General features: G+C 38.3%; 24 protein-coding genes. All 24 read right to left on the bottom strand.

Going from position 1 to position 24,531, the window contains the following annotated elements; genetic code table 11:
* Window positions 1-603 precede the first annotated feature (603 nt).
* The gene (locus FC51_RS06245) at window positions 604-855 is read right to left on the bottom strand and encodes a hemolysin XhlA family protein (RefSeq protein ID WP_057911240.1); all 252 of its coding nucleotides are present in this window, start codon (window positions 853-855) and stop codon (window positions 604-606) included.
* Window positions 855-1,679, bottom strand: coding sequence for a GH25 family lysozyme (locus FC51_RS06240; protein ID WP_057911239.1), 825 nt, complete (start codon window positions 1,677-1,679; stop codon window positions 855-857). Before FC51_RS06240 ends, FC51_RS06245 begins: the two co-directional genes overlap by 1 nt.
* Before the next feature lie 12 nt (window positions 1,680-1,691).
* Window positions 1,692-2,159, bottom strand: coding sequence for a hypothetical protein (locus tag FC51_RS06235; RefSeq protein ID WP_020282067.1), 468 nt, complete (start codon window positions 2,157-2,159; stop codon window positions 1,692-1,694).
* A 393-nt stretch (window positions 2,160-2,552) separates the two neighbouring features.
* Complete coding sequence (locus tag FC51_RS12265) at window positions 2,553-2,714, bottom strand: XkdX family protein (protein ID WP_225355078.1); 162 nt, start codon at window positions 2,712-2,714, stop codon at window positions 2,553-2,555.
* 67 nt (window positions 2,715-2,781) lie between these two features.
* Window positions 2,782-4,536 carry a hypothetical protein gene (locus FC51_RS06230; protein WP_057911238.1) on the bottom strand — a complete coding sequence of 585 codons (1,755 nt, stop codon included), beginning with the start codon at window positions 4,534-4,536 and terminating at the stop codon, window positions 2,782-2,784.
* A complete protein-coding gene (locus FC51_RS12445; protein ID WP_008214398.1) occupies window positions 4,529-4,669 on the bottom strand; it encodes a hypothetical protein in 141 nt (46 codons plus the stop codon). The genes FC51_RS06230 and FC51_RS12445 overlap by 8 nt, the downstream gene beginning before the upstream one ends.
* Window positions 4,670-4,678: 9 nt before the next feature.
* Window positions 4,679-5,509 carry a hypothetical protein gene (locus FC51_RS06225; protein WP_057911237.1) on the bottom strand — a complete coding sequence of 277 codons (831 nt, stop codon included), beginning with the start codon at window positions 5,507-5,509 and terminating at the stop codon, window positions 4,679-4,681.
* On the bottom strand, window positions 5,506-8,088 hold the full coding sequence (locus FC51_RS06220; protein ID WP_057911236.1) for a phage tail spike protein: 2,583 nt from the start codon (window positions 8,086-8,088) through the stop codon (window positions 5,506-5,508). The genes FC51_RS06225 and FC51_RS06220 overlap by 4 nt, the downstream gene beginning before the upstream one ends.
* 48 nt (window positions 8,089-8,136) lie before the next feature.
* The gene (locus tag FC51_RS06215) at window positions 8,137-8,886 is read right to left on the bottom strand and encodes a phage distal tail protein (RefSeq protein WP_020282071.1); all 750 of its coding nucleotides are present in this window, start codon (window positions 8,884-8,886) and stop codon (window positions 8,137-8,139) included.
* Window positions 8,887-8,891: 5 nt separating this feature from the next.
* Entirely contained in the window at window positions 8,892-10,142 is a 1,251-nt protein-coding gene (locus FC51_RS06210; protein ID WP_057911235.1) for a distal tail protein Dit, read from the bottom strand.
* Window positions 10,135-15,711: a phage tail tape measure protein gene (locus FC51_RS06205; RefSeq protein ID WP_057911234.1), complete on the bottom strand. Its 5,577-nt coding sequence runs from the start codon at window positions 15,709-15,711 to the stop codon at window positions 10,135-10,137. Before FC51_RS06205 ends, FC51_RS06210 begins: the two co-directional genes overlap by 8 nt.
* The gene (locus FC51_RS12440) at window positions 15,711-15,875 is read right to left on the bottom strand and encodes a hypothetical protein (RefSeq protein WP_003636432.1); all 165 of its coding nucleotides are present in this window, start codon (window positions 15,873-15,875) and stop codon (window positions 15,711-15,713) included. Before FC51_RS12440 ends, FC51_RS06205 begins: the two co-directional genes overlap by 1 nt.
* A 44-nt stretch (window positions 15,876-15,919) precedes the next feature.
* Window positions 15,920-16,297, bottom strand: a complete 378-nt coding sequence (locus FC51_RS06200; protein WP_057911233.1) for a phage tail assembly chaperone — start codon at window positions 16,295-16,297, stop codon at window positions 15,920-15,922.
* 58 nt (window positions 16,298-16,355) lie between these two features.
* A complete protein-coding gene (locus FC51_RS06195) occupies window positions 16,356-17,114 on the bottom strand; it encodes a phage tail protein (RefSeq protein WP_155519316.1) in 759 nt (252 codons plus the stop codon).
* Window positions 17,115-17,504, bottom strand: a complete 390-nt coding sequence (locus FC51_RS06190) for a DUF806 family protein (RefSeq protein ID WP_057911232.1) — start codon at window positions 17,502-17,504, stop codon at window positions 17,115-17,117.
* Complete coding sequence (locus tag FC51_RS06185) at window positions 17,504-17,893, bottom strand: HK97-gp10 family putative phage morphogenesis protein (protein ID WP_225355070.1); 390 nt, start codon at window positions 17,891-17,893, stop codon at window positions 17,504-17,506. Before FC51_RS06185 ends, FC51_RS06190 begins: the two co-directional genes overlap by 1 nt.
* A gap of 1 nt (window position 17,894) precedes the next feature.
* Complete coding sequence (locus FC51_RS06180) at window positions 17,895-18,257, bottom strand: phage head closure protein (protein ID WP_057911231.1); 363 nt, start codon at window positions 18,255-18,257, stop codon at window positions 17,895-17,897.
* Window positions 18,247-18,537, bottom strand: coding sequence for a head-tail connector protein (locus FC51_RS06175; RefSeq protein ID WP_225352716.1), 291 nt, complete (start codon window positions 18,535-18,537; stop codon window positions 18,247-18,249). Before FC51_RS06175 ends, FC51_RS06180 begins: the two co-directional genes overlap by 11 nt.
* Before the next feature lie 63 nt (window positions 18,538-18,600).
* On the bottom strand, window positions 18,601-19,842 hold the full coding sequence (locus FC51_RS06170; RefSeq protein ID WP_057911230.1) for a phage major capsid protein: 1,242 nt from the start codon (window positions 19,840-19,842) through the stop codon (window positions 18,601-18,603).
* Between the two features lie 3 nt (window positions 19,843-19,845).
* Window positions 19,846-20,547, bottom strand: coding sequence for a head maturation protease, ClpP-related (locus tag FC51_RS06165; protein ID WP_057911229.1), 702 nt, complete (start codon window positions 20,545-20,547; stop codon window positions 19,846-19,848).
* Window positions 20,528-21,676, bottom strand: coding sequence for a phage portal protein (locus FC51_RS06160; protein WP_057911228.1), 1,149 nt, complete (start codon window positions 21,674-21,676; stop codon window positions 20,528-20,530). Before FC51_RS06160 ends, FC51_RS06165 begins: the two co-directional genes overlap by 20 nt.
* A gap of 13 nt (window positions 21,677-21,689) precedes the next feature.
* A complete protein-coding gene (locus FC51_RS12435) occupies window positions 21,690-21,854 on the bottom strand; it encodes a hypothetical protein (protein ID WP_008214368.1) in 165 nt (54 codons plus the stop codon).
* A 60-nt stretch (window positions 21,855-21,914) separates the two neighbouring features.
* Window positions 21,915-23,621, bottom strand: coding sequence for a terminase TerL endonuclease subunit (locus FC51_RS06155; RefSeq protein ID WP_225355071.1), 1,707 nt, complete (start codon window positions 23,619-23,621; stop codon window positions 21,915-21,917).
* A gap of 188 nt (window positions 23,622-23,809) precedes the next feature.
* On the bottom strand, window positions 23,810-24,328 hold the full coding sequence (locus FC51_RS06150; protein ID WP_003636406.1) for a phage terminase small subunit P27 family: 519 nt from the start codon (window positions 24,326-24,328) through the stop codon (window positions 23,810-23,812).
* Window positions 24,329-24,531 lie beyond the last annotated feature (203 nt).

Raw genomic sequence — 24,531 nt, 5'->3', positions numbered from 1 at the left:
ACCAATACAGCATAACAGATTAATAGGTATACCACAAGGATGTTTTTTTAATTTTATCAGTTGAACTTCCCTTTTAACACGGATTCATTAAATGATGCAAGTATATACCAATTATGATTAATATGACTATACCAATTAGACGCTGCTTTATCCATTTTCATAGGTTTTCAAATCGTTTGTTGTATCATTGTCCAAGTTGAAATTTCGCGTTGTTTCATGATAGATACACCGGTTAAAAGATACGTTAATTAGGATTCTATATTGGCGTTGTTTCCATGAAATACATTTCCTAGCGTAATGGATGGTGTCTGAAAACATAAAAAATAGGACCGCTGTTAAATCAATCTTTAACAGTAATCCTATTTTTAAATGGTACTATAATGCCGACTGCAGGCACAAGTGCCCCTTACAAACGTTGATATAAGGGCATTTATAATTTTAATTGACCGTTATTTGACCGTTATTAGCTATTTTGTCCTCAAAAATGATAGTTCAATAACCAAAAGCTAATATATGCATAATATTATCAAAAGCAAAAAATAATATTAATTAATATATACCAATATATGTATTCCCCCCATAATCATTCAAGGGGGATTCATCTCACATAAATTTCTCAATTAAATAAATAATCAACGGTACAATAATTCCCGTTGCCACTAAAGAAATTAATGCATAGTTTATGTGAGTTAAATTATCAATTCGATGTTCATTTTCGATGGACTTGGCCAAAGCCTTATCTGCTTTTTCATCCAAATCAGCTTGATCATTTAACTGCTGTTTAATAGAAGAAATATCTTCTTTAATTCCAATTAACATCTCAGTCATGTTAATTTCGTCAGGAACTTCCACCATTACTTATCACCAGCCTTTACTGCAAAAATAAATTTAACTTTATCTTTGTTTGCTGTATAGTAACCGGTTGGTGTAGAAAGGCGATAAATTTCACCATATTTTATTGGGGTAGCATAGAATCGACTTCCTTTAATCAGACGAGTATGCCGTTTAGACTTGAATTCAGCATCGTTAAATTGGTGAATTACGCTTTGTGTTGCTTCGTATAGGCCTGGAGTTTGATAATATTCCGGTTTAGCAGGTTTAATAACTACCCCACTTCCGGACAGTGAACCATCAAAATCTAAACTGGCGTCAACCTTTAATCCATCATAGTTATCGGTATATTGCCAGGCATTCGCATTATCAATTCCCGGTTGACTAACACCATACGCCGCTACCCAAATATGCTTATCAATAAGTTTCGCTCGATCAATTCGCTTTTCAGCAAACCATGAACCGGATCCATAAGTAATAACGTTGGTAAATCCGTTGGCTTTTAACTCCTTTAAAAAGGTATTTACTTCAGCTGTAGTCTTCCAAGGAAGGTCTTGTGCTTCCACATCTAGGGCCAAGACTGTGGATTTATCCAACCCAAAGCTTTTTACCCAAGCTAAGAAATACTTAGCTTCTGATGAACCATGACCATGAAAGAAATGATAAACACTCACAGTACCAAATACTTTGAATCCGTTAGCCACTTGTTCTCTAGCTTTAGGGTTAATGTATCCAGTGCCTTCCGTCAATTTAACCACCGTGGTATCAATTCCGTGACTTTTCAGTGACTTCATATAAGACTCGGAGCTTCCTTGAAATACTGATAAATCAGCAACCTTTTTTGTCATTTTCGTCACTTCCTACTTTTGTTCAGATGATTGGGGTTCGTTAAATACTTCCGGATCGTCATCGACTGGAACGTCGGGTGTAACGTCATTTGTAGGCGCCGGAGTAACAGGTGCTTTGTGATTATCTCCCTTTAGAGTGTGTTTATAATACTGGTAAGCTTGTTCTGCTAATCCTTCAATTGTTTCTGCTTTAAAATTAAAGCCGGACTCTTTTAAGCCAGAATCAACAAATTGATTGACCACCTTTTTGCGATCTGAGTTACTTAAAGCAGGCATACTTGCCACCACAGGAACGAAAGCATTCGCTAATTTCAAGCCTAATTCCATCCCTTGCTTGATATGAGTATTCTTTTCAGTTTTAATTTTAGCTTCAATCAACGGTTTAACCAATTTGTAAGTTGCTGGAATTACAGCAATTAAAAAAGCAACCAGTCCGGTTGCTTTAAGAGAATTAAAAATATCGACAATTTGTGTGTACATAAAATTACCTCCATAAAATTTGTGTAAAAGAAAACGCCCCGCTTTAAAGGGCGTCCTCAATTCTTATCATATTGAAGAACATGAAATTCCTTCTTGGAGGAATGGAATTCCACAAACGCATTGTATCACGATTATTTAGTCGTAACAACTAATTATTGAAAACAAACACGCCCATCTTATGACGGGCGTGTATACATCACATACATTGAGGGGAATGTATGAGCATGGGGCATTCATAAATGCTCAGATGAATATTCGAATGCGTAGGCACTAAGGGGGTTAATGCCTACGAAAATGATTATACCACTGTTCCAAAAAAGTGACGGACTTTAATTTAATTAAACTTGCATTCCAAAAAACGTCTACATGTGAGTGTACTCAACTGACCGTCAATTAAGAAGCAGTTGATGAATTTTCCACCCCTGTGTCATAATTCTTACCAGTAATATCAGTAAACTGATCTTTGGTTAATTCATTCCAACCAATAACAAGTGACAATTTTATTTTTCCACAGTGTCTTAACAAGCTTAAGCAGTACCATAAAAACAACTGCACCGGTTACTTGTAATGAATTGAATGATTTTAATAATTCGTTTAACATAAGTTTTTATCTTCCTTTATTTTATAAGCGATCCAATGGATAAACAATATTTACAGAAAGTGGTGTCGCGGTATCTTTAATACCTATTAATAGGTTGCCCTCATTTCTCACCATCTGATTCCCCCAATCATTAAAAGCCCAAAAACCAGATGACGTTTGATGCATTAATTCCGGACTGCTACCAAGAGTTTTAAAAGTCTTTTTAAAATCTGGATAAGCGGTGTAAAGATTAAAAATAACAGCTTCTGATACCGTAGCCCCATAAAAATAACCGTAGTAATACAGTATGTCATTATAAATACGCCATCCGGTTGCTTCGTTACAGCCATGTGGACCCATCGTGTCCGTTGATTGATAATTAGTCACAACCCAAGGTGTTGTTAGTTTGTCGCCACCACCTGTGCCAACATCTTTACCATTAACTTGTAAGCCAGCTGTAAAGTTTGCTAACTTTGTAGTATTTGCCATATTTGCAGTAGCCGTATTTACTGCCTTACTAACATCTGACGTAGTTGCCACGTCAATTCCAGACTTTTGAAGTTTTCCTGTAAAGTTAGTATCTTTCGTGGTATCTGCCAAAGTATCAGGAACTGCTGGCACACCGTCTTTGGTGATATATGGATGACCGGTTGTCTTGTCAATTGGTGCAGTATCAAAAGTGTTCTTACCCGTAAACTCTTGATCTGAGCCCGTTCGTGCTAGGTCAGATGGTAAACTGCTTGCTAGTAATAACGGATTATTTTTAACAGTTGGAACGGTGTCAAAGTTGTTTGCGCCAGATAGGTGGGCTACTTTGGAATCATCAGCAGGCGTGTAACCAATTTTATCTTGTTTGGCGTTAACCTCTTCAATCCCCGCTACATCACTGGCTGGTTTACGCATATCAGCTACTTTTACATAGTCAGCTAAATCAGGCGTAATGCTTCCCATGTTTTGCCATGAACCATCTATCCAGATATATAAGTCCGTTCCGACTAAGTAACCATCACCCTGGTTGTTACCCGTTGTGGGTAAATTTTCCTCTTTATCAGCTTTCCCCCTAACAACCAAACCATTTCCTTGTTTCCCTTGCGGCCCTTCCGGGCCAATTGGACCTTGGCTACCGGTGTCACCTCGGCTAGAAACAAAATTAGTTTCTTTAGTTGTTCCGTCATCGTAGATAAAAATAATTTTAGTCCACAGATAAGGAAGTTGATCAGTTGTTGCCAAAATAGTATCTGACCAGCCCCCTGTGGGAACTGTAACTGGTGAATCACTTAACTGATACTGATTGTTAGCAGACTTAATACCATTACCAGGATTACCTTGATCACCCTTCTGCACATTGTGGACTGCATTCTCCATTTGACTACTTAGATCATCAAATTGTTGCTGAAAATCATTCAAAGTGATTGTCGGAATTACTTCACCAGTATCACTCATGAGGTTCTCTTCAATTGAAAAGCCTAATGTACCATCACTTGGAAAGATAGCCTGCGTACCATCATTCATAGTAACCCAAACTTCAATATCATAATCATTTGGAACCAATGTGTTCATGATATCCTGATTAATTGGAAAGCTTAGTGTTCCACCAAGCGAACTAGTTACAGTGGTTAAATCAATAGTTTGTTGCATGATATAGCCATCATCGTTAGCTATTTTTACCAAAATTGACTTAGCATTAGTTAAATCAAAGGCCACCCCGTCGGCCGTGAGTGCCAGATTAAAAGCAGTGGTTGTATCTAAATATTTAACCACATCATTATCATCCGTGAATGCGAGTTCCTTACTCATTAGTTTTCACCTTCTTTCTAAGCTGATTATTTTCAATTTTTAATAACGCAATTTGTTGATTTTTTGCTGCCATATCTTGACTGTACTCATTAACTAATTGGTTAATTAAATCTTGCGCGTTAATATCATTCATCAGATCACCTTACATTTTCAATTTCTTTTCAATCTTATTAATTTCACTAAGTAAATTGGTTCCATGTGAGTAAACCCCGCCGGCATGAATGTCAATACCATCTTCACCACCATCAGAACCTCCTTCAAAATACAAAGCTCCATAATCATTGCTGTGAATTATGTGTTTAGAATCTATTTGAATGTTATCTGAAATTGTAATAGCAGGCCAATTAATATTCGTAGACCAAATAGTTCCTGTTCCACCATCGCCAGACATTTTAATTTGTTCTGGTTGAATATCAGCCTTATAATTTCCATCAGAAATTGAAATTCCTGATTCATTAATCCAAACATCTTTTTTTACATATCCATTAAATATATCGTTTCCATAATAACTGTCATGAAACCCGTTCTGATCTAACCAATAATTAGTATTTCCATTTGTTAACGACAAAGATGAACCAGAAATACTGCCACCTTTAATGATTGATGAGTCAACTTCCACAGAGTTCAAATATCCGGCTTCAATAGTTCCCAAATCAGCAGTTAATGCTGAAAGCTGTCCAACCGATAGGACAGTTTGAGACATTTTAGTCTTAACCCAGTCCGAACCATCGTAGGTATACATTTCACTAGTCATATGGTTACTGTCTTGAACATACCAAATATCACCTTCATCATGATTTTTCCCATCATCAAAAGGCTCTTGCGATGAAACAGTGATTTTCCCATCCAACGATGTTTTAACCTTACCCGCTTCATCAGCTGCAGAATTAGCGGCACTTTTGGCATCGTCAGAAGCTTGCTGGGCAAGCTTAGCATTTTCATCAATATTTAAAGTTCCCGTTGCAATAATCAATCGTTATCACCATCCTCAATTTCGGTTCCTTCACCAATTAACTCATCACCATCTTCATCACTATCTGAACTTGCATCCGAATCATCCGCATTATCATTTCCAGCAATTACTGGTTGTTCAGCTTCATCATTTTCACCTTCATCTTGTTCAGGATATTCAACAGCTAAGTCTTTAGAATCATCACGGATTTTAAGGGGAGCCGTATATAATGCACTATGAGCAATAGACACAGTGTGTGCAGCATCCCTATATTCAGAAACGTTAAAGCCAACAATTAACCTAGAATTATTAACATCTTCATATATGCCCTCCGGCTCCAAATGCCCGCCATTTTCCAACGGCACTGCTAACTTAATGTCCTGCATTGGCTCCACTACATAGTCAAATACCATTGACTGTGTAATTAAATTAATACACATAACATGCTTGTCATCAGCGTTGTTCACATCACCAGCCGTAAAAAAAGCAAATGGATAACTAATCCCATTCGCTTGAAGAGTATTATAAGCGCCATTATTAGTGGTTCCAGCTGGTAATGGTTTCCACTTAAAATCTTGCAATTTAAATTCAATGATTGGTTTGAAGTTTCCAGCTTGTAAATCACTAATTTGACAAACATACACTTTCCCACTCGTCGTACTTCCCAACCACAGATTGTTCTTCAAATCAACGTTAACTCGAAAATATTGTTTTACTTGGCACCACTTGGTTATATTACTAGCACTTGTATTGGCTTGGTATGCCATTGTTACCAAATAATATTTCCCATCATTCTGATCTTTTATTTCTGTATAAATTGTGTTGGAACCTTCATCATAACCAAAAGAACCACAATGACCACCTCCAGTCACAAACATCATGCTTTGCAATGTTCCATCGGTGTTCCATTTAATAAACTCACAATCAGAATGGCTTTTGTCTTTAGTGTAGTGATAACTAGACAACACTGAACCATCACTCAATAAATATGAAAATTGTAAAGCCCCAATGTGCTGATCGCCATTAAAATCTTTGTTGGCGGCATCTTTCGTTTCCCAAAGCTTATTCCAGGAACCATCAGCTGAATTGCTGGTATCAATCCACATCTCTGCCTCATCTTTCACATAAGTATCATCAATGGTGACTAATAGTGTCCCAACAAATGGTGGTTCGATAGTAACCTGATAACCATCTTTTGCATGGTCAGCTTCCCAGCCAATATCACGGGTGCCGTCCATATTAATTTTTTGCCAATTAAAAGCTTGCGGTGACAAATAAGAGGTTACATTCTCACCTTCAATAAATAGTCTTGCAATCACCCGTTTGGAAGTATCCGTGTTATACCAAGTTGAACCTAACGGCGTAATCAAACTGACTGTGGCTGCATTGGCATTCTCTCGGGCATCTTCAAATAGTTTCTTAACGTGGTCATTCCAACGCTGTTCCATATTGCGAATAAACGCCGGCGTAATTACTTTAACTGTACTGAACTCACCTAATACAACTTTATTTTGACTTGGGTCACTTTCTGAGGTAGTTTGCTGAATGACTCTTGCCTCCGTGGTTAAAATCGGGTTCATAGATAAATCAATCACCTTAATAGTATCGCCCAAGTTAGCTTGAAAATCTTGAGTTACCTCCACGGCATAGTTAATTCGTGGATGATTGTACAATCTTAATTCCCGCAATCCCCAATCAAGTAATGCTTTAGGTTCAGTAATAGTGTCACTAGTAATCGTTCCTTCCAGCCAGGTGTTCTGATCAGTGTTATAAAGAGAATTTGCTGAAACGTCAGTAATATAATTCTTGCCGTTATTAACCGAGGCAATTGAAGCATTATTTGCGCCCACAATGTAAAGCTTGGTTACTAAATTAGTATCAACTGTTTCTCGTTGAACGGATAACATGTTTTGCCCATAGGTAATTGACTTACCTTCATCTTCTCCCAATTGATCAGCTAATTCTAAAATCAGGTCAGTCACAATACCGTTGGAGTCAATATGACAATAGGCATCGGCTTCTGCATCGTAAGTTGATAAGACTGTCTGTAAGGCAGCTTGACTAGAAGCCGTACCATCAAAGCTAATATCGGCAAATAATCCTGAAGAGCAATTATTTTGTAAATCCCAACCGGTATCAGCCATGATCCACTGCATGGCTTGATCTAATTTACAATCTTTAATTTCTTTTTGTGGTGGAATGGTCTTATTAAGTTTATAGATTGCTAGGTTAATAGCATCCACCGTTACTAAGTGAGCCCCACTAGTGGCATCAATAGTTTCATCAACCTGATAAATTCGATAAATACGCCAATGATTATGCACATCATCATACACAGCAACACTATTACCAACCGTTAAGTATTGAGCCGCAGGGGCACTTTGCAACATGGTTAGTCCTGTTAATGTATCATTCCAACTTTTAGAGTTAGCATTCGGATCCGTACTATTAAAAGTGCTAACGCCAGTAATACCATCATCCGAGTTACTGTTATCATCGGCAATTTGGCGTTCAACTACTTCACCCCAAAACGGGTTGGCGTCTGAATTAGTCGATAACGTGGCAACTCGCTTTAAATTTTTATCCAGGATAATATACAAATCTCTAACCTCCTTATTTATGTATAAAAAAAGTAGTCGCTTTCGTGACTACTTAATTGCTGGTCGATATTCAATTGTTACATCGGCATTTTTGGGATCCGGGAAAAAGTGTAGAGTTTGTGGAACTCCACCAGTTAATTTAGGAAAAGTCGATAACCATGAAACGTATTTATCGGCCGGCTTTCCATCAATAGTAACTTTATTGTTGGCCGTATCAATAATAATTTCTTGACCAGCCTTGGCAATAATATGTGGTGTATCATCCGGATCAGTAGAGCCATCACTGCGCCATTCTTCATAATTGGTTAAAGCTTCATAATCCGACTTATACGCCACCACTGGATTAACTAAGTCCTCTTTAATATCATGCTTACCAAAGAAAACGCCTAAGTTGGCTAAAGCAAAACCAAACTTACCGGATTTATCCAACTTTTCCTTATGCATGTGAGTTTTACTTGTATTGTTAACACTATATGGCTCACCGGTTTTAGGATCCCACTGGTTAATTTCTGCTACCCAGTTGTCGTAAACATTCCCCGAACTATCCGATTTTTTCTGTCGTTCAAGAATAAATTCACCATAAAAATTCGAGTAGGCATCCTTATTCATATACGAGGTTTCAGTTACATATTCTTTTTCCTTTTTCTTCTTTGTTGTAGCTTTGGGAGCTGATGTTTTTTTGCCCCCTTTACTACTACTCTTCTTGCCACCCTTTTTAGATTTCACAACTCGTTTCTTTTTAGTCTTAGTCTTCTTACGAGTTTTTCGTTTCTTCCGCGCAAAGAATTGTAGATTCATTTATATCACTTCTTCTTTTTGGCTGTCTTCTTCTTTTTGGCTGTCTTCTTCTTAACGGTGACCGTTTTGGTGTAGGCAACTTTAACATGCTTTGGTTTGCCGTTATGCTTCTCCTGACCATTACCTTCATCAAACAGCAATGTCAAATAACTATCAGAGTTACTACTATCAAAATTATTGCCTAATTGAATAAACGCCCGTGGATAACGGCCCATCGAATAATCTTCAATGCCCATTCTTCCACAAACATTACCGTTATTGTCCAACAAATAAGCTTCGATTTTTCCCATCGCCCGCTCATTTTTCATTCGTTTAACATGATGTAAGCGTACCGAAACTTTCCAATAGGGAGTAATTTTCGGTAGACCATTATGCATAACCGCTGGTCCGTAAAAATTCTTGTGTTTCCCACGAGATCCCCATTCGTAATGATCATCTTTATCTTTAGCCACCATAATTGAAGTACCAGTGGCTGCCGATTTTCCATCTAACTCACCCTTATAAATTGGAAAAGCTTGTGTATTTTCACTACATTGAATCCACGTTGCTAATGAGTTGCAGGGGTCGTCAACCTGTTGAGTTTGGGATTGTCCCATGACTGTAATGTTACCATCACTATCCGTAGTCGTATCACCGTCATCAACGTTATATCCAACCGCTACATAGTCATCATTTGTTTCATAACCCACATAATAAAGATCGGTTTTCGGAATAATATGAATAATTGGATCAACTTCAGTATTTCCTTCAGGAATAATTTGCTGATCATTGTCCGTAATTTTTATTTCTTTTTGCGGCAGGAAACCGCGAGGATCCGCCAGCATGAAGACTAACGTGGTTTGAAAGTCCTGAACACCTTCATTAATAAATGTCGGTGTTGGAATACTCGTAAAGTGTCCATAATAAGTTACATCTGGATCATCATTAAACCTCAGCGGATATTCAGTATCAGCATCACTGCTGGTATTAACTAAAACATTAGTTAATGTTTTAATTCGTTCGTTATATTCATCGCGGGTGGTACAGAAACAAGTAATTGGAATGTCAAATTCCTTTTCACCGTAATCTGTTCCCAAGTACACACCACCATAACGTTTAGGGACGTCTTGAAATGACTCAGTAATATTGGGGGCTAACGGTTTCGATACATGATTTAGAAATATGCCTAAATCGTCTTCCGAATTAAAACCACCATTTCCATCTTCATCAAACGCAAAATCAAATGTGTTTACATCATAATTATCGTTATTAGCCAAAGGTTACACCTCTTCCCCAATTATTCTTAGCCGTTGTTCGTTTGTTATGCTTATTGACTGCCTGAACAACTTGCTTGTCAGTCACTACTGCCGGAATCGGATTGTTTTGGCCATCGACCAATTGACTCATAAGTTTAATCATTGTATCAAACTTTGCTTCAAGTCTTTTGACAGCCTGACCATCCGAATTGCTTGATTGGTTGGGCTGTTGATCTGTTTGCTTAAAATGAGCCATGGTATCAGCCAAAAGTTCATAGGCCCGTCCCCGTTTGTTAATATCCCACGGAATGATGGTTTCTGGTTTATTACGTTCGGCCACTTTAATTAACTGTTCTTGATCAACTAAGCCACCATTCGCATATCCTAAATAATTAGCAACTTTCTTCGCACCATTAACATGCTGCCCCGTATAACCGCCACGTTCCCAATCTTCAGAAAACTGACTGGCTAACGAAGCGATCGAACCGTGGCCTTCCAGGATTCGTTTAAATACAGAAGAATCAGAACTGTCATCGCTTAACGCAAACTTTAATTGGGTAGCTGCATTGCGCCAGTTTTCACCATGACGATGAGCATATGATTTCAAATGATTCAATCTACCACCCAACCACTGTCCAAGACCGGAGGCTCCACCAGATGAATTTCTTGCATTAGGATTTAATCCCGACTCAAATTCCCAATTGCCAAGGATTGCAGCAATTCCTGCCTTGGTTGCGCGTGGATCCAGCTTTTTCAATGCTTTAGCTAAAGTTTTGGCTCTAGCTGCCACATCACCACTTAATCCAAAACTGCTTAAACTACCGAACAATTTTTGCCATAATGGTTTTAAGTTTTTTGATACCCAACTCCAAACCCCGGAATGCTTTAATTGCGACTTTACTAGTGATTGTAATCCGGAACTTTGTTTATGAGATTTAGTTGACTTTTTAACTTTGTCAATCAATCCAGGTACTCTTCGGATCCCAACAAAATCACCGAATCCCTTGATGGTAGAATATTTAATCCCGTCCTTTGGATTTTCGGCACTGAACATATGCCCAGAGCCACTATTATCAACCACAATACCAACGTGTTGGCTTCCTCCAGCACCGAAGAAAGCCAAATCACCAGTTTTAGCATTCTTCCACGATACGGGTTTTGAGTATTTGTATTCCGGAACCGTGGTAGATCCACCTGGAACTGTAATTCCCATGTGTTTCAAAGTCTCATAAACTAAGCCAGAACAATCATAATAATTCGGACCTAAGCGGACATTAGAGCCTTCAGAATATCGGTGATGGGCACGATTTGCCAATTTCTTAGCTTCATTCAAAAATGCTGAATCAGTCTGACCACCGCCTTCGGAAACCATGCCATGTAGCATATTCCAGGCAGTATCCCACCAAACCGAACCCTGTTGCTTGTCGCGTTTGCCAAACATATTGGCAAAGTTCTTCCCAACTGTTCCCTTTATATCGCCAAAATTAGGTTGAAAAACTTGTTTGAAAGTTGCATCAGAATGATTAGCAATGTGTGATAGTGCCGACAACTTCTGTTTTAAAGAACCCCAAATGCCTTTAAAGAGTTTCCCGATACCACCAAATAAACCAGTACCTGACGCAAAGTGCTGCATGCCATTTAAAGCCATTAACATCTTAGACTCTGTAGCATTTAAAACGCCGGAACCAGCTTCTAGGAACCGGTGAGTATCTTTACCTTCAACTGGTTCTAATTGCCCATCTGCGTGGACAATGATTTCTTTATTATGTGTTTCTGGTGAATCGTGACCATCATTAAGCTTAGCCAAAACCGGTTGGGTTAATAAACCATTTTTCAATAATCCGGTACCTGTTGCCCAGGCTACCGTTGGAATCTGATCCAAAGTTTGTGAACCACCGTATTGTTTAAAGACTTTGTTCTGGGCTGAAATGGCATTCTTATTCATCCCATTTACCAGTTTGCCAATCCAATTACCAACTGACTTCCAGATGCCATGCCAGGAGAGACTGTAATTGTCTTTGGTTTTGGAATTATTTTTCTTAATACTCTCATATTGAGAAACAGCCTGAGCTGTTACCTTCTGATTTTGATTATGCGCATAATCGTAAACCTTATCAGACTGCTGTTTTGCTTTAGTGATTGAATCGTTTTTTTGTTTATTGGCATGATTAATCACACCAATTCTTTGTTTACGAGCCTCCTCAATAATTTTTTGGCGTTGTGCCTTGGCAGCCGAACTATTTCCCTTGTACTCTTCATCTGCTGCTTTAACTGTATTTTTATATTTCTTCCAAGCAGCGTTATAGACACTATGATATTCATCGTTGGCTTTTTTACTGACAGATTTTTGCTCTTCATCGGCATTAGCCACCAATTTAATCATTTTTTCTTTGGAATACTTTTTACTCTTTTCAGTGAGCGTTTTATAATCTTTAGCAATCTTATTAGTAGACAATTTAATCTGGCCAGCTAAGGTAGTATGCAGTTCGGCTTCCTTAGCAGTTACTTTCGTAGCAAATTTAAGATGTTGTTTCTCAAGTGCTTCTTTCTTTTCCTTCTGCAACTTTTCAACTTGAACGGATCCCTTACCATATTTATTCTCAGCTTTTAGAATCTTTTTATTCCATGATTCCGTTAGTCGTTGCCGTGATTGTGCATAATATTTGGCAATTGCTTGCTGATCTTTCTGACTCATCAGAGTTAATCGATTGGCTTTAGAACCTTCACCCGTAATGACTTGCAGACGTTTTTCATACTCTTTTTTAGTAATATCCCCATTTTTATAAAGTAATTGTAAGTTCTTCTTGTCCTGAGCTTCACGGTTTTTATAATAGCTTGTCGCTTCATCAGAAAGTTTCTTGAAAGAAGACTTAGTAGATAATTTAGGTGTATGGATTTTTTGTGCTGAAAGTCCTTTTTGAATAGCTTTACCAAACTTACGACCAACACCTTCACCAACCAAGCCACCTAAGCCAGCGCCGACAGCTGTGCCAATTCCAGGAAAAATAGCTGTCCCGATTGCTGCACCTGCTGCAGTACCACCTAATGAACCGGTAGCAGCGCCAATGTGTGAACCGGCACTCTTCTTTTTCATGCCAATTAAATCAGTTGCTGAATTTAAAACGTCTAAGACACCGACAGAGCCTGCAACAACCTTTCCTAATTTGCTAACACCTTTAAACTTTTCAGCTAATTTAGCGAATCGGCCTATCTTTCCGGTATCTTCGGTGACTTTACTTGTATCATCTATGTCGTGAACCGCTGTTTTACCGTCTTTTTCAGCATCTTCGGCAACCTTACCTTCACCACCAGCGTTATCAGCAATATCATCAACTGTGCTAGTTTCATTCCCGGCATCCACATTAGCTTCTTTAGCCTTAGTGTTACGTTCAATAGCTAGGGTCTGATCATCATATGCTGATGTTAATCGGTTCACCTTTAATCTTTGACCACCAAAAACAGAGGTAATGTCACTAAATATTTTGAAATACTTATAAACTTTACCCACTGCCCAAATTGCAGTTAATGCTTCACCAAAGCGCTTGACACCTTCATAATGTTTAACAGCAAAAATGCCAATATTGGCGATTCCTTCTGCCACATGTGCAGTTAAAGTAGCCGTTTTACCAATATCTTTCTGAAATCCTTTTTCACCAAAGAGTTTGGTCATTTGATTAGCTGCTTTTGTCATATACGGCAACAACTTAGACCCAAACATAATTGATAATTGATCCCAAGCTTGCTTAAATCGTTTCTGAGACATTTGGGCAGTTTGTGCATTCTTGTTAGCTAATCTTTGAACGTAAGTCCCAGCCTTGCTTGCTTTAGAAACATTGTTAGTTAAATCAGCCAACTGACCATTATATCTAGCTAAGATTTGAGCTGCTTGCATTCCGGTTTGACCAAAAACATTTTTAAATATGCGTGCTGTATCAGCTCCGCCAAGTTTTTTTGTATGTTCTTCAATAATTTTAAAAATTGCAGGCAATGTTTTGAAATTGCCATTGGCAGTTTGGAATATTTTAGTTGACTTAATTCCAATGTCATTCAAAGCACCCATAGCTGAATTAGTTGGTGCTGCTAAACTAGTAATAATTTTTCGCAGACCTGTTCCGGCTTTATCAGCTTCCAGACCGTGGTTACTCAATTCACCTAAAGCAGCTGAAGTTTGCTCAATACTAAAGCCCGCATTATTAGCTGAATCACCTACATATTCCATGCCTTTGCCTAAGCTGTGGAAGTCAGTAGCAGTCATGTCAGCAGAATAAGCTAATGCATTAACTACACGTTTAGTGTTGTGCATCATTTTTGCCGTATTATTGGTTTTCATGCCAAATGCTTCGATCGCCTGGCTTGATACTTTAACCACATCTTTAAAGTCATCACCAGAAGCCACACTGGCTTGTAGTTCAGTTTTCATAACCGCTAATGATTCAGCACCTGTATGACCACGCTTGATTAAATCCTGGTATTGATCAGCAATTTCTTTTTGACTAACCCCATATTTGAGAGCGTACTTAGTCCCATCTTTTTGCATTTCGGTGACGGTCTTAATGGCAGTTTTAGTCTTATCACCACCCGTAACTAACAAGTTCCGGTTTACTTTATAAACATTTTGAAGTTCAGTCGCTTTTTTAGCACCAGAAAATGCAGCTGCTCCCAATGTCCCCATCGCTACGCTAGCACCTAGTAAACTACCTTTAATTGATCCAAATGAATTCTTAATCTTATTCTTAGCAACGTTGGCTTTGTCACCCATCCGAGCCATGGCATCACTCATGTGACCGACTTGTAAATCGTACTTGACCACATCAGAACGCACATTGGCCAGTGAAGTGGCTGTTTTGTTGACTCGTACTTGTTGGGTGTTAAAAGCTTCGTTAGCAATGTCCAAGCTACCTTTTAATTGATTAAGTTTTTCCTTTTCTTGAACATATTCATCCGCATTCTTGTGGGTATCATTGGCGAGGCGGTTAACAACATTTTGTTGTTTTTCATAGGCCAACTGGGCTTGCCTATAAGTCTGCGAATTTTTATTAAGTTCATTATTTTGCAATCTGTACTGGTCAGATAAACTATTCAGGCCTTCTTTAAGGCTCTTAAGCTTTGCTTGACCAGCCTGGTTAATCTTTCCTTGAGCCTTTAGCGCATCCACATAAGAATTAGTTACCTGATTAAGGTTATGATAGTTGCGCTGTAATCCAGATAGTCCTGAATTAAGGTATTCAAATTGCTTTTCCGCCTTAGACTGTTGATCATTTAATCCAGCAATCTTCTCTTGTGCTTTAGCAATCTGATTAGCATATTTAGCATATTTTTCTGATCCTTGGTTGGTTGTTTGATCAAGGCCTGACTGTCGACGTTTCAGCTCATCAATTTTTAAGTTATAACCTTTGATTTCTTCTGATATTCCTTGATACCTAGTTTTTAAAGCATCTAGTTTATCTCCAGAAGATTTTAAGGCCACCTCCTGAGAACGCCATGCATTGGTATTAGCTTTAATGTAATTAGTTAAAGTTTTTAATGACCGTGCGGGTTGTACTGCATCCAAGCGAATTGAAGTACTCATTACATCATTAATAGTAGCCATTAGTCAGTCCCCTTTCGTTTATTTAATAACTCGACAACCGGATCTGTTACTTGTTTCTTCTTATCTTTAGCATTTAAGACTGCCATAAATTCAAAGTAATCTTGTCGGTTTAACTCATCTGGTAAGATTCCTTGCTTCATCATTTGTTGTTTAAAAAAAAGCATATCTTGTTGGGATATGCTTAGGTCATTAATTAATTTGGCTAATCTTAATTGCTTTCTTTTGGGTCTGCTGATTCCTCAGTTTGTTGTTTAGTAACAGTCTCCCAATCTTCATCGCTCATACCTTGAAACCGGAATAATACATAGGCCATGAAATTTTGAAAATCCGTAAAATCCAAAGTGGATTTAATCTTTTCAACTTCTTTGTCGGATAGCTTAAAAATATCAATCATAAATTGCAATAATCCTTGAACCATTTTCTTTTGCGTTTCCAAAACTGCTAGTGGGTCATCATTAGTAAAATCAACTGCATCTGATTTCAACAATTGAATTTGTAAATTTTGGGCTTTCTCAACAACACCCACAGTGGTTTTAACTTCAGCTGACTTTTTACGTAAACCTAATTTGGCAATATTAATTTTCATGATCAAAGCTCCTTTATTTTATTTGATTATGTATGCGGGGAATATCCCCCGCCTTGATCTATTTTCCTGGTGTTGTACCGCCAGTCGTTGAACCAGTGGTGCTACCCGTAGTCGATCCAGTGGTTGAACCAGTCGTGCTACCCGTAGTCGATCCAGTGGTTGAACCAGTCGTGCTACCCGTAGTCGATCCAGTGGTTGAACCAGTCGTGCTACCACCGGTAGTAGCTGAATAACCACCAAAGACTTCAGCCAGCATTTTGGCTTTATCAAAGCCAACATCTTGAGACATCCAAATCTTGTACGGTTCTCCGTTGAAGATGGTATTGTCAGCCGGTGTTAATGCTTGGTAAGTTAACGCCGTATTGGCATCAGTTTCAGCATTATTATCCGTTGCATGAGAACTACCAGTTTCAATTAGTTGACCATTAGCAAAGCCTTCGTACATATCAATGTTCGTGTATGAACGAAAATGTAACAACATTGCTACATGGGGCTTTGGCAATTGACGTGTCCAACCACCATTAGCCGCATCCTGAATATATCCTTTGAGTTTTTGCAACTCGTCAAAATCAATATCCAAGAATTCCAGTGCTACCTCTGGTTGTGCCTGACCATTTGAAACTCGTTTTGCTTCATCATTAGCATAGGCGACAGTACCCTCGGCTTCCAAGCCAGAAACTGTGGCCGTCGTAGCGCCTTTAGCATCGCCATCAACTAAATAGATACCATTAGTTCCTACTCCTGCATCGCTAGTCAGTAATTTACCATTAGCATCAACCAAACCAAAGGTGACATCTTTAATACCATGTGTTGACATTTAAAATCCTTCTTTCTTCATTGTAATTGTCTTAGAAACTGAAAAAGTTGCCGTAATTTGATCGGTATCTGGATCCACAGTGTTAGGCTCATGTGAGCTAACCAGCCAATCCTGATTTTCCAAATTATTCATTAGGGCAACTTCTTCATTAAAAATATTTTCTTGTGTATCTTTTTTCCAAAATATTTGAACTTGAATATTAGCTTGCATATTACTAAATTGATCGTTCCGATATCCGCCCAACGGTTCAGTAATGGAAGTAATCAAGACAATGGTCTGTTTTCCAGAAGTATCAGCTCCGGGAGGAATGTTCATGGAATAAAGCTGGTCAATCCAACCATAGTGCAAAGATTGAATTAACTGATAAACAGTCATAACTGGTAATTCCATTAGTGACCCAACTCCTTCCATTTAATATATTCAGCTTTTAATATATCAGAACGAGCTTCCTCACGGGTCTTTTCCACAAAGTGGTCACCGACAATGTAAACAGTGCCATCATTTAGCCAGCGAGCAATCACTGCTTTTTTCTTGACCCAGCCAACTGTCGCTGTCCCATCCACATCACCATCAATATTTTTCGAACTAACTAATACACTATCAGCCAAGTGAGGATCATTTCCGGTAGCAATTCGATTACTATAATGTAGCCGTTTAGTTTCATCAGCTAATTTCTTTTGTAAAACATCGGCACCGGCTTTAGTGATTATAGTTCTTTCCGCCCGGTTGGGTACCAATCGCTTTATTTTCGCTAAATAATCGTCTAATTGTTCGGCCATACTAACCATGTTTTTTACCAACCCTCTCATTAATCTGTAGAGTCAAAATGTCATAAGTCACAATTTTATTGCTATCATCTAAACTCAAATTAACGATTTGATACAGTTGGTCTTGATATTGAACTAGCAGACCTTTGTCAATTAAAGGATTGTGTCGAATAACAATTTGAATAGTATCTTCAAAATCCGTTCCCAAAAGCGAAACGTTCTGTGCGTTAGTTCGCGTATAAGGCATGCACCATAACACGAACTGTGGTTTAAATTGCGTTCCTGATGCACCAGTATTAGGATTAATTGTTGGTAAAGCCGTTCCAAACTGGGCTTGCCGATTAAACTGCTCCGGACTAAATTTATTAAGTGCCATCCGGATCACTTCCTGAAACCATTCCTTGGAGTTGATCTAGCATCATCAACAAACCAGCCGACATCCCCCTAGATAATTCCCGATCATAATATAATTGAGTTGCCAGTGTTTTTATTGCTAAGTCGTAAATTGATGAGGCTTGATATTGGGTTTCAGTTGAACTGACTGAATGATTGACAATCTCAGTTGCCTCATTAATCAAATTGGTAACAGTCGTTAATTCAGTCGGACTTTGGTCAATATGCAACTCATCCATTAATTCTGTCGGATTAACCGTCACATGACACCCCTCCTAACAGCCGCCCATCACTGTATTGTTTATTTCATTGGCGACTTATTTAAATTACTTGCCAGTTGAACTAGTAGTCCCACTAGTCTTTGCAGCAGGAGTTAAATCTGCTAATCCGGTAAATGGTGCATAAATGACCGATTCAGTATCCCACAACTCAACGTCAAAGCGATCAATGGCACGAATCTTAGTCAAGTCATTTTCGAAAGAACCGGCGCCAATGTTGGTGGCCAACAAAGACATCTGCTGAAGGTCGAATAGACGAACAGCTTCCGTCAAAGCACCAATGTAAAGTGGGAAACTGTTTCCATCATTGGGCAGAAAGGCATCGGCAATAACTGTAATTGTCTTACCAGCCAACATTTTTTGTGATGGATTAAGCGGGTTAGGTTGAATGACGTATTGTCCGTTATTATCCTTGACTTTATCCAGAACAGCAAAGCCTGATTGGTTAGTAACAAATGCAGATTCATTCCAAATCAGTGGATCCAATTCCTTGTTGTAAATATCCTTAATGGCGTCAAAACTATCAACTGTGGTTTTTTGTGCGCTTGGTAACTTAGCCAACGCTTTTAAAATTTCACTGTTTCGAGTAATAACATCTTTCTTAGCAATCCAGTTTTCCAAATATGCTAAGAGGTTGGCATCACTATCATTCATCAAAGTATTTGTAATACTAGAAATTCCGGCATATCGATGAATTTTATAAGTTAATGGCTTAAAGGCTGACGGATCATCATTATTCCCAATTTGAGCTGTTTCATCGTCCAAATTAGCAAATGGAGTTACTGACTGACGTGGTTCAATAACTCGTGAACCAGATGGTGCGCTAACTCCTTCCACAGTTACTAGTGGCTCCAATGATGTAAAGGTTTGCTTTAAAGTGTTGATGGCTGTTTGAATATCTGCCGGAATAGTCAAACCAACACCATTTCCGTTGGCATCAAGTCCACTAGACATCAAATTCAAAAACTTTGGATCACCCTTTAAGGCTCCCTTGACAATATTAATAAACTTAGGCTTGTCTTTTGGCGTAACATCTTTTTGACCACCTGCAGCTGGTTTATCAGGCTTTACTAATTTAGCAGTTGCCAGGGCATCATCATATGCACCTTTAGCAAAATCTCGGGTCTTCTTTGCTTTATCAATTGAATCAGCAATTTTAGTTAGATCCTCATCTGAATATTTTTCAGGAGAATCATTCAACTCAACTGCCATTTGATTACGCTTTTCTTGAAGGTCCGTTACTTTTTGACCAGCTTCAAGCCAAGCATCGTGCAGCTTATTTAAATCCATAATTTAATTTCCTTCTTTCTTAAATAAAATAGCCAACTTATGTGATCGCAATTGGTCACTAGTTTGGCTATTAGTTTCTTTAGGCTTTTCTTTTACTTTGGTTAACAATGATTTAATTTTACTAATTGCCTGATTACTCAACATAACCGGCGAGAGCATATTAGTAACTTTGGCTGGTTGATCGTCAAACATCATTTCGTCTGCAAATCCTTGTTCAACGGCATCTTTTGCATTGATATAAGTTTCCTTGGCCATCATTTGCATGACTGTTTGCGGATCCAAACCCGTTCGTTGCACATAAACATTTGCAATTGATTGATCAGTCGAGTTCAAGCCTTGTAAATCGCTGGATAAATTGTCTGCATTGCCTTGAGATACGGTGGAAGCTCGATGAATCATTAATTGAGCCGTTGGCGAAATTTTAATCGTATCACCAGCCATTGCAATGACACTGGCCGCACTCGCTGCTAATCCAACAATGTCAACTTCCACATTACCGGTATAATTCTTAAGTGCGGTATATATTTCAGAACCCGCAAACACATCGCCACCAGGTGAATTAATTTCGGCAACAATATTTTGACCATTTGCAGTGCTTAACGCATCTTTAACTGCGGAAGGAGTAACTGTTGAATAGCCAAAGAATTCATATACTTCAGCATCATCATCACTAGATACAACACCTTTAATTGGTACTGTTGTCATTATCATCACCTCCTTCCACTGCTGAAACTTTCAAATCAGGAAAAACTCCCGCTTGTTTCAGAATTGTTTGCGCTTGTTGCGGCGTTAATGCTGGTGACTGACCAGTACTTAATTTAGTAATATTACTAATTAATTGCTGATGATCAACATCAATAGCCGAATTAATATCCATTTTAATGTCGATTCCCAACTTTAAAGACAATTCTGATTCAATTGGCCGAATGTATAAGCTCAAACTATTTTGATACAAAGAACGAATCATCTCAATTGATGATTGTTCGTCACCTTGACCATTTAAATAACTATCTGGAACACAAAAAGCCTTGGCAATCTGGGTCTGACTAAACGTGGCATTATTTAATAATTTAGCTATATCCGGATTAATCTGTAAGGAATCAAGCTGAGCAGATTGATCCAAAACAATTGGTCGACCAGCATTAGCACCAGAATTTTGTTTTTCAAACGATTTTCTAATATTTTCTTTAGCTTCCGGTTCCAATTTGGCCGCCGGAACCGTAATCGTATAACTAGGCGCAATTGCATTCTTTAAACTGCTCAGTGACAATTGATTACTATAATTCTGGATGTTAATTTCTTTAGCTAAACTATTTAGCGGGCTGCTACCCACTAGTTCAGTGGCAACTTGTCCGGAAACAAACAATCGGAAATGTAAAACGTCGGCAGCTAAATATGTCACCTGCCCTCGGTCATCACCGTAATTAACTGTGTAATAAAGAACATTTTGTTGATTATCTAAAGTAATGCTGACCTGGTAAAACGGGATTAAGGTCAACCCTGCTGGACTTCCATTGCCATTTCGCTGAATTAGAACAAAGGCGTTGCCAGTTAACATCATTTGAGCACTAACTGCTTGCCAAAAATTATAAGCACTCAATAATGTGCTGGGCTGATTTAGCATGTTGCTATATTGGTCTGTTTTAAATTCACAGCTGGCCACATCACCTGCAATTCGATTAATCACCGCATAAATATCACTGTTTTGCAGTGCTCCGTCTGCATCCACAGTGTTAGTGGATAACAATGTACCATTTAACATAAATGGTGAATACCCGGTGGTACTAATTGTTTGTGTTTGTTTTGACATAAAATTTTTAAAGGGGTTCAGCATTCAACGCCTCCTTTCACGAAATGACATAGGCTAAAACGATTAAAGCAATCCCGGCCACTACCCAACCTACAATAAAATTAATAAGGCTTGCGGCAACCACAAATGCAATTAACCCAAATAAAAATAATATAAAAGACAGGTTAGTGATTAAACCTGTCCATAGTTGTTTCAGATTCAACTAATCTGCCTCCCTAATAATTTATTCACTACATATATCACCCAACAAGTGTTGAAAATATTAAAAACTAAAACGATCACTGGTAAAGAATTCGTTGACCTCCTCATTACTCATTCCATTAAATGGATTCTTTTTATCTTCTTTAAGGCCATGATTAGGATTTTCAAAATAAAAAAGGGCTTGAGACATGGCATCGATAGTGGCATCGGCACAATCAATTTTCGAAGTCAACGCCGTTCGATCAATTTTAATACCATATGGATTAGCCACTGTTACAGCGTTAGCCAAGCAGGTCTGCAAAATCGGATCAGCCAGCATCTCAATATTTCCCGCAATAAACTGATTTCTCAAAAATACTGTGGGCGAGCTCAAACTAACCGTCCCTTGCTTTAAAGTAATAAAAGGCACTTCTGGCATATTATTATCCAACCAATCAGTAATTGCACTAGCCTGATAAGGATCATAAATGAAGGCCTTAACTTTCAAATGATGATCGTTAACAAAATCCAGGAACCAACGGCCAACAAAATCTTCATCAATTAAGCCATAAGAATTTTGCGAAATATCACAAAAGCCTAACTTTTCTGCGTTTGAGTAATTAATTCCATCTTGTTTTTCTTTCACAATAATGGAATTATCTGCTCGGGCTAACGGAACAAATGAATGCTGCAAGATGAAATATTTCTTTTGTTCGCCATTCAAATGTGGGAAAACAAAACTATAAGCCGTATCATCTGAAGCATGTGATAAATCAAAACCCACATAGCAATCTTGATTATCAATTTCGAAATCAGAAACAACTGACTTTTGTATATCCTCTAATTTCAAATATTTATCTTTAGCAGTCTGCAACCACATATTGAGGTTACGGTTAATGAAATCATTTAATGTGCCGTCTTCCAGCTTAGAATCACGTTCACTAATTAACCCTTTCAGTAGGGTATCATGCTTAGCCGGTAAATCTAGTAATGGATTACTTTTCACCCATGTTTCGGGGTTCTCAACTTCATCTTGGTCATCCTGCTGCCAAATTAATGCCAACGTTGAATCTTCCGTTCGGTTAGAATCTTTTTCCATCACCTTAGTGAGTCGTCTAACATCACTATACATCGGGACTTTAGGGTTACTGTATGCCGTACTGATAAAAAATGTTTGCCGGTTACTGGTTTGAACTTGTCCAGAGGTGACTTTAGAAATCACATCTGAATTAAAGTTTTCATCCCCGTATTCATCCACAGTGGCAAAGAGGAAATGAAAGGCATCTAATTGTGCACTACCAGCTGTCATTCGTAATATCTGGTTTTGAGTCTTCGTAGATTTCAAAACATCATCATTAATCGCAATATTCTGATCCTTGATTAATTTACGAAATCCAGGCATTTCTTGTAAGCTGTTAAAAGTCTGTTTAATGTAACGCCAAGACTTCTTAGACTGCTTATCAACTGGTGCCAAGTAACACAAATCAGCGTTAAACTGGTCACTAGCCTCGACCAAGTAAGCGTAAAGTATCAAGATATTCAATAAATATGACTTGCCATTAGTCCGAGCCACTGAAACCATACATCGCTCAAATCGCTTTTGCTTGTCTTCCTTTGTTCGCCATCCCTGAGAAAGGCACAAGATTGCTTGTTGCCAAATCATCAGTGGTATTGGCTTGTTTTGAGAAACATCAGGGCACATGCGTGCGAAGTTACAGATGTTTCGGCATTTATCCAAATCGTAGTAATATGGAAACTTATCCTCCGTAGATCGTTTTAAATCATTCAAATGTCTAAACGCTGCTAGTTTAATTGTTTTGCAGGCTAACTGTTGACCAGTTAATACCCGGTAACAATAAACAGTGGCCGGATCACGGTATTTGCTTTTGATTTCATCAAAGTAGCCTTTCCCATCAAGCTGCTGAAATATTTTATCCAAGTTAGTATTTCTTTGAGTAAAATCAAATCCCTGTACCACTAAAACTCACTTCCCCCATTTAACATCTCTTTAATATTGGGTTCCTCATCGTTGTCATCTGAGAGTTGCAGTAATGAGGCTCGTGCAGATGGTGTTAAGCCTAATTCGTGTGCTAAGCTGTTTAATTTTGCCGTAGCAGAATCAATAATTTGTGATGCCGGATTACGTTTCCAGCCTGCGTTGTCTTCATATGTTTCTCCAGTTCGTTGATTGACCACAGTCTTAGAAACCTTGGTGACAACACCATCTGTTTTAATTGAGTCATAGCCTTTCCGCAATAATTGATAGTTAATACAAAACGCTTCAATTGTTCCCTTGTCGGCCTGTTTAACATATCCTGATGCTTGCAAAATTGGTACAAGTTTCGTCCACATTGCTCGCGCATAACTTGACAGATATTTTGGACAACTCTTTTGAATCAAATCCATTCCAGAAGTTTCCGTTATTAGTTTTTGAGTTCTAACTCGCTGATCCTTGCGAGCATGCTTGTCTGTAGTTAGTTTCATTTGTTTTGGCATTTTTTAGTTCACCTCCAAGCAATAAAAAAGAGCCCCCAATAGGGACTCTTTCAATCTGATTCATTTAGACTAATGAATCACAAAAAAAATCATTAAACACACTGTTCGAACGTATACACCCTACAATCGTGAAAAAACGTCTAATTATATTAACTTTTAGGAGGTAAATATACATAGTTGTCAAGGGCAGTTTAAAAATGTAG

The organism is Lentilactobacillus parabuchneri DSM 5707 = NBRC 107865, assembly GCF_001435315.1.
Taxonomy (GTDB): Bacteria; Bacillota; Bacilli; order Lactobacillales; family Lactobacillaceae; genus Lentilactobacillus; species Lentilactobacillus parabuchneri.
The sequence above is the reverse complement of the archived record's forward strand: the minus strand, read 5'-3'. Positions and strand labels throughout refer to the sequence as shown.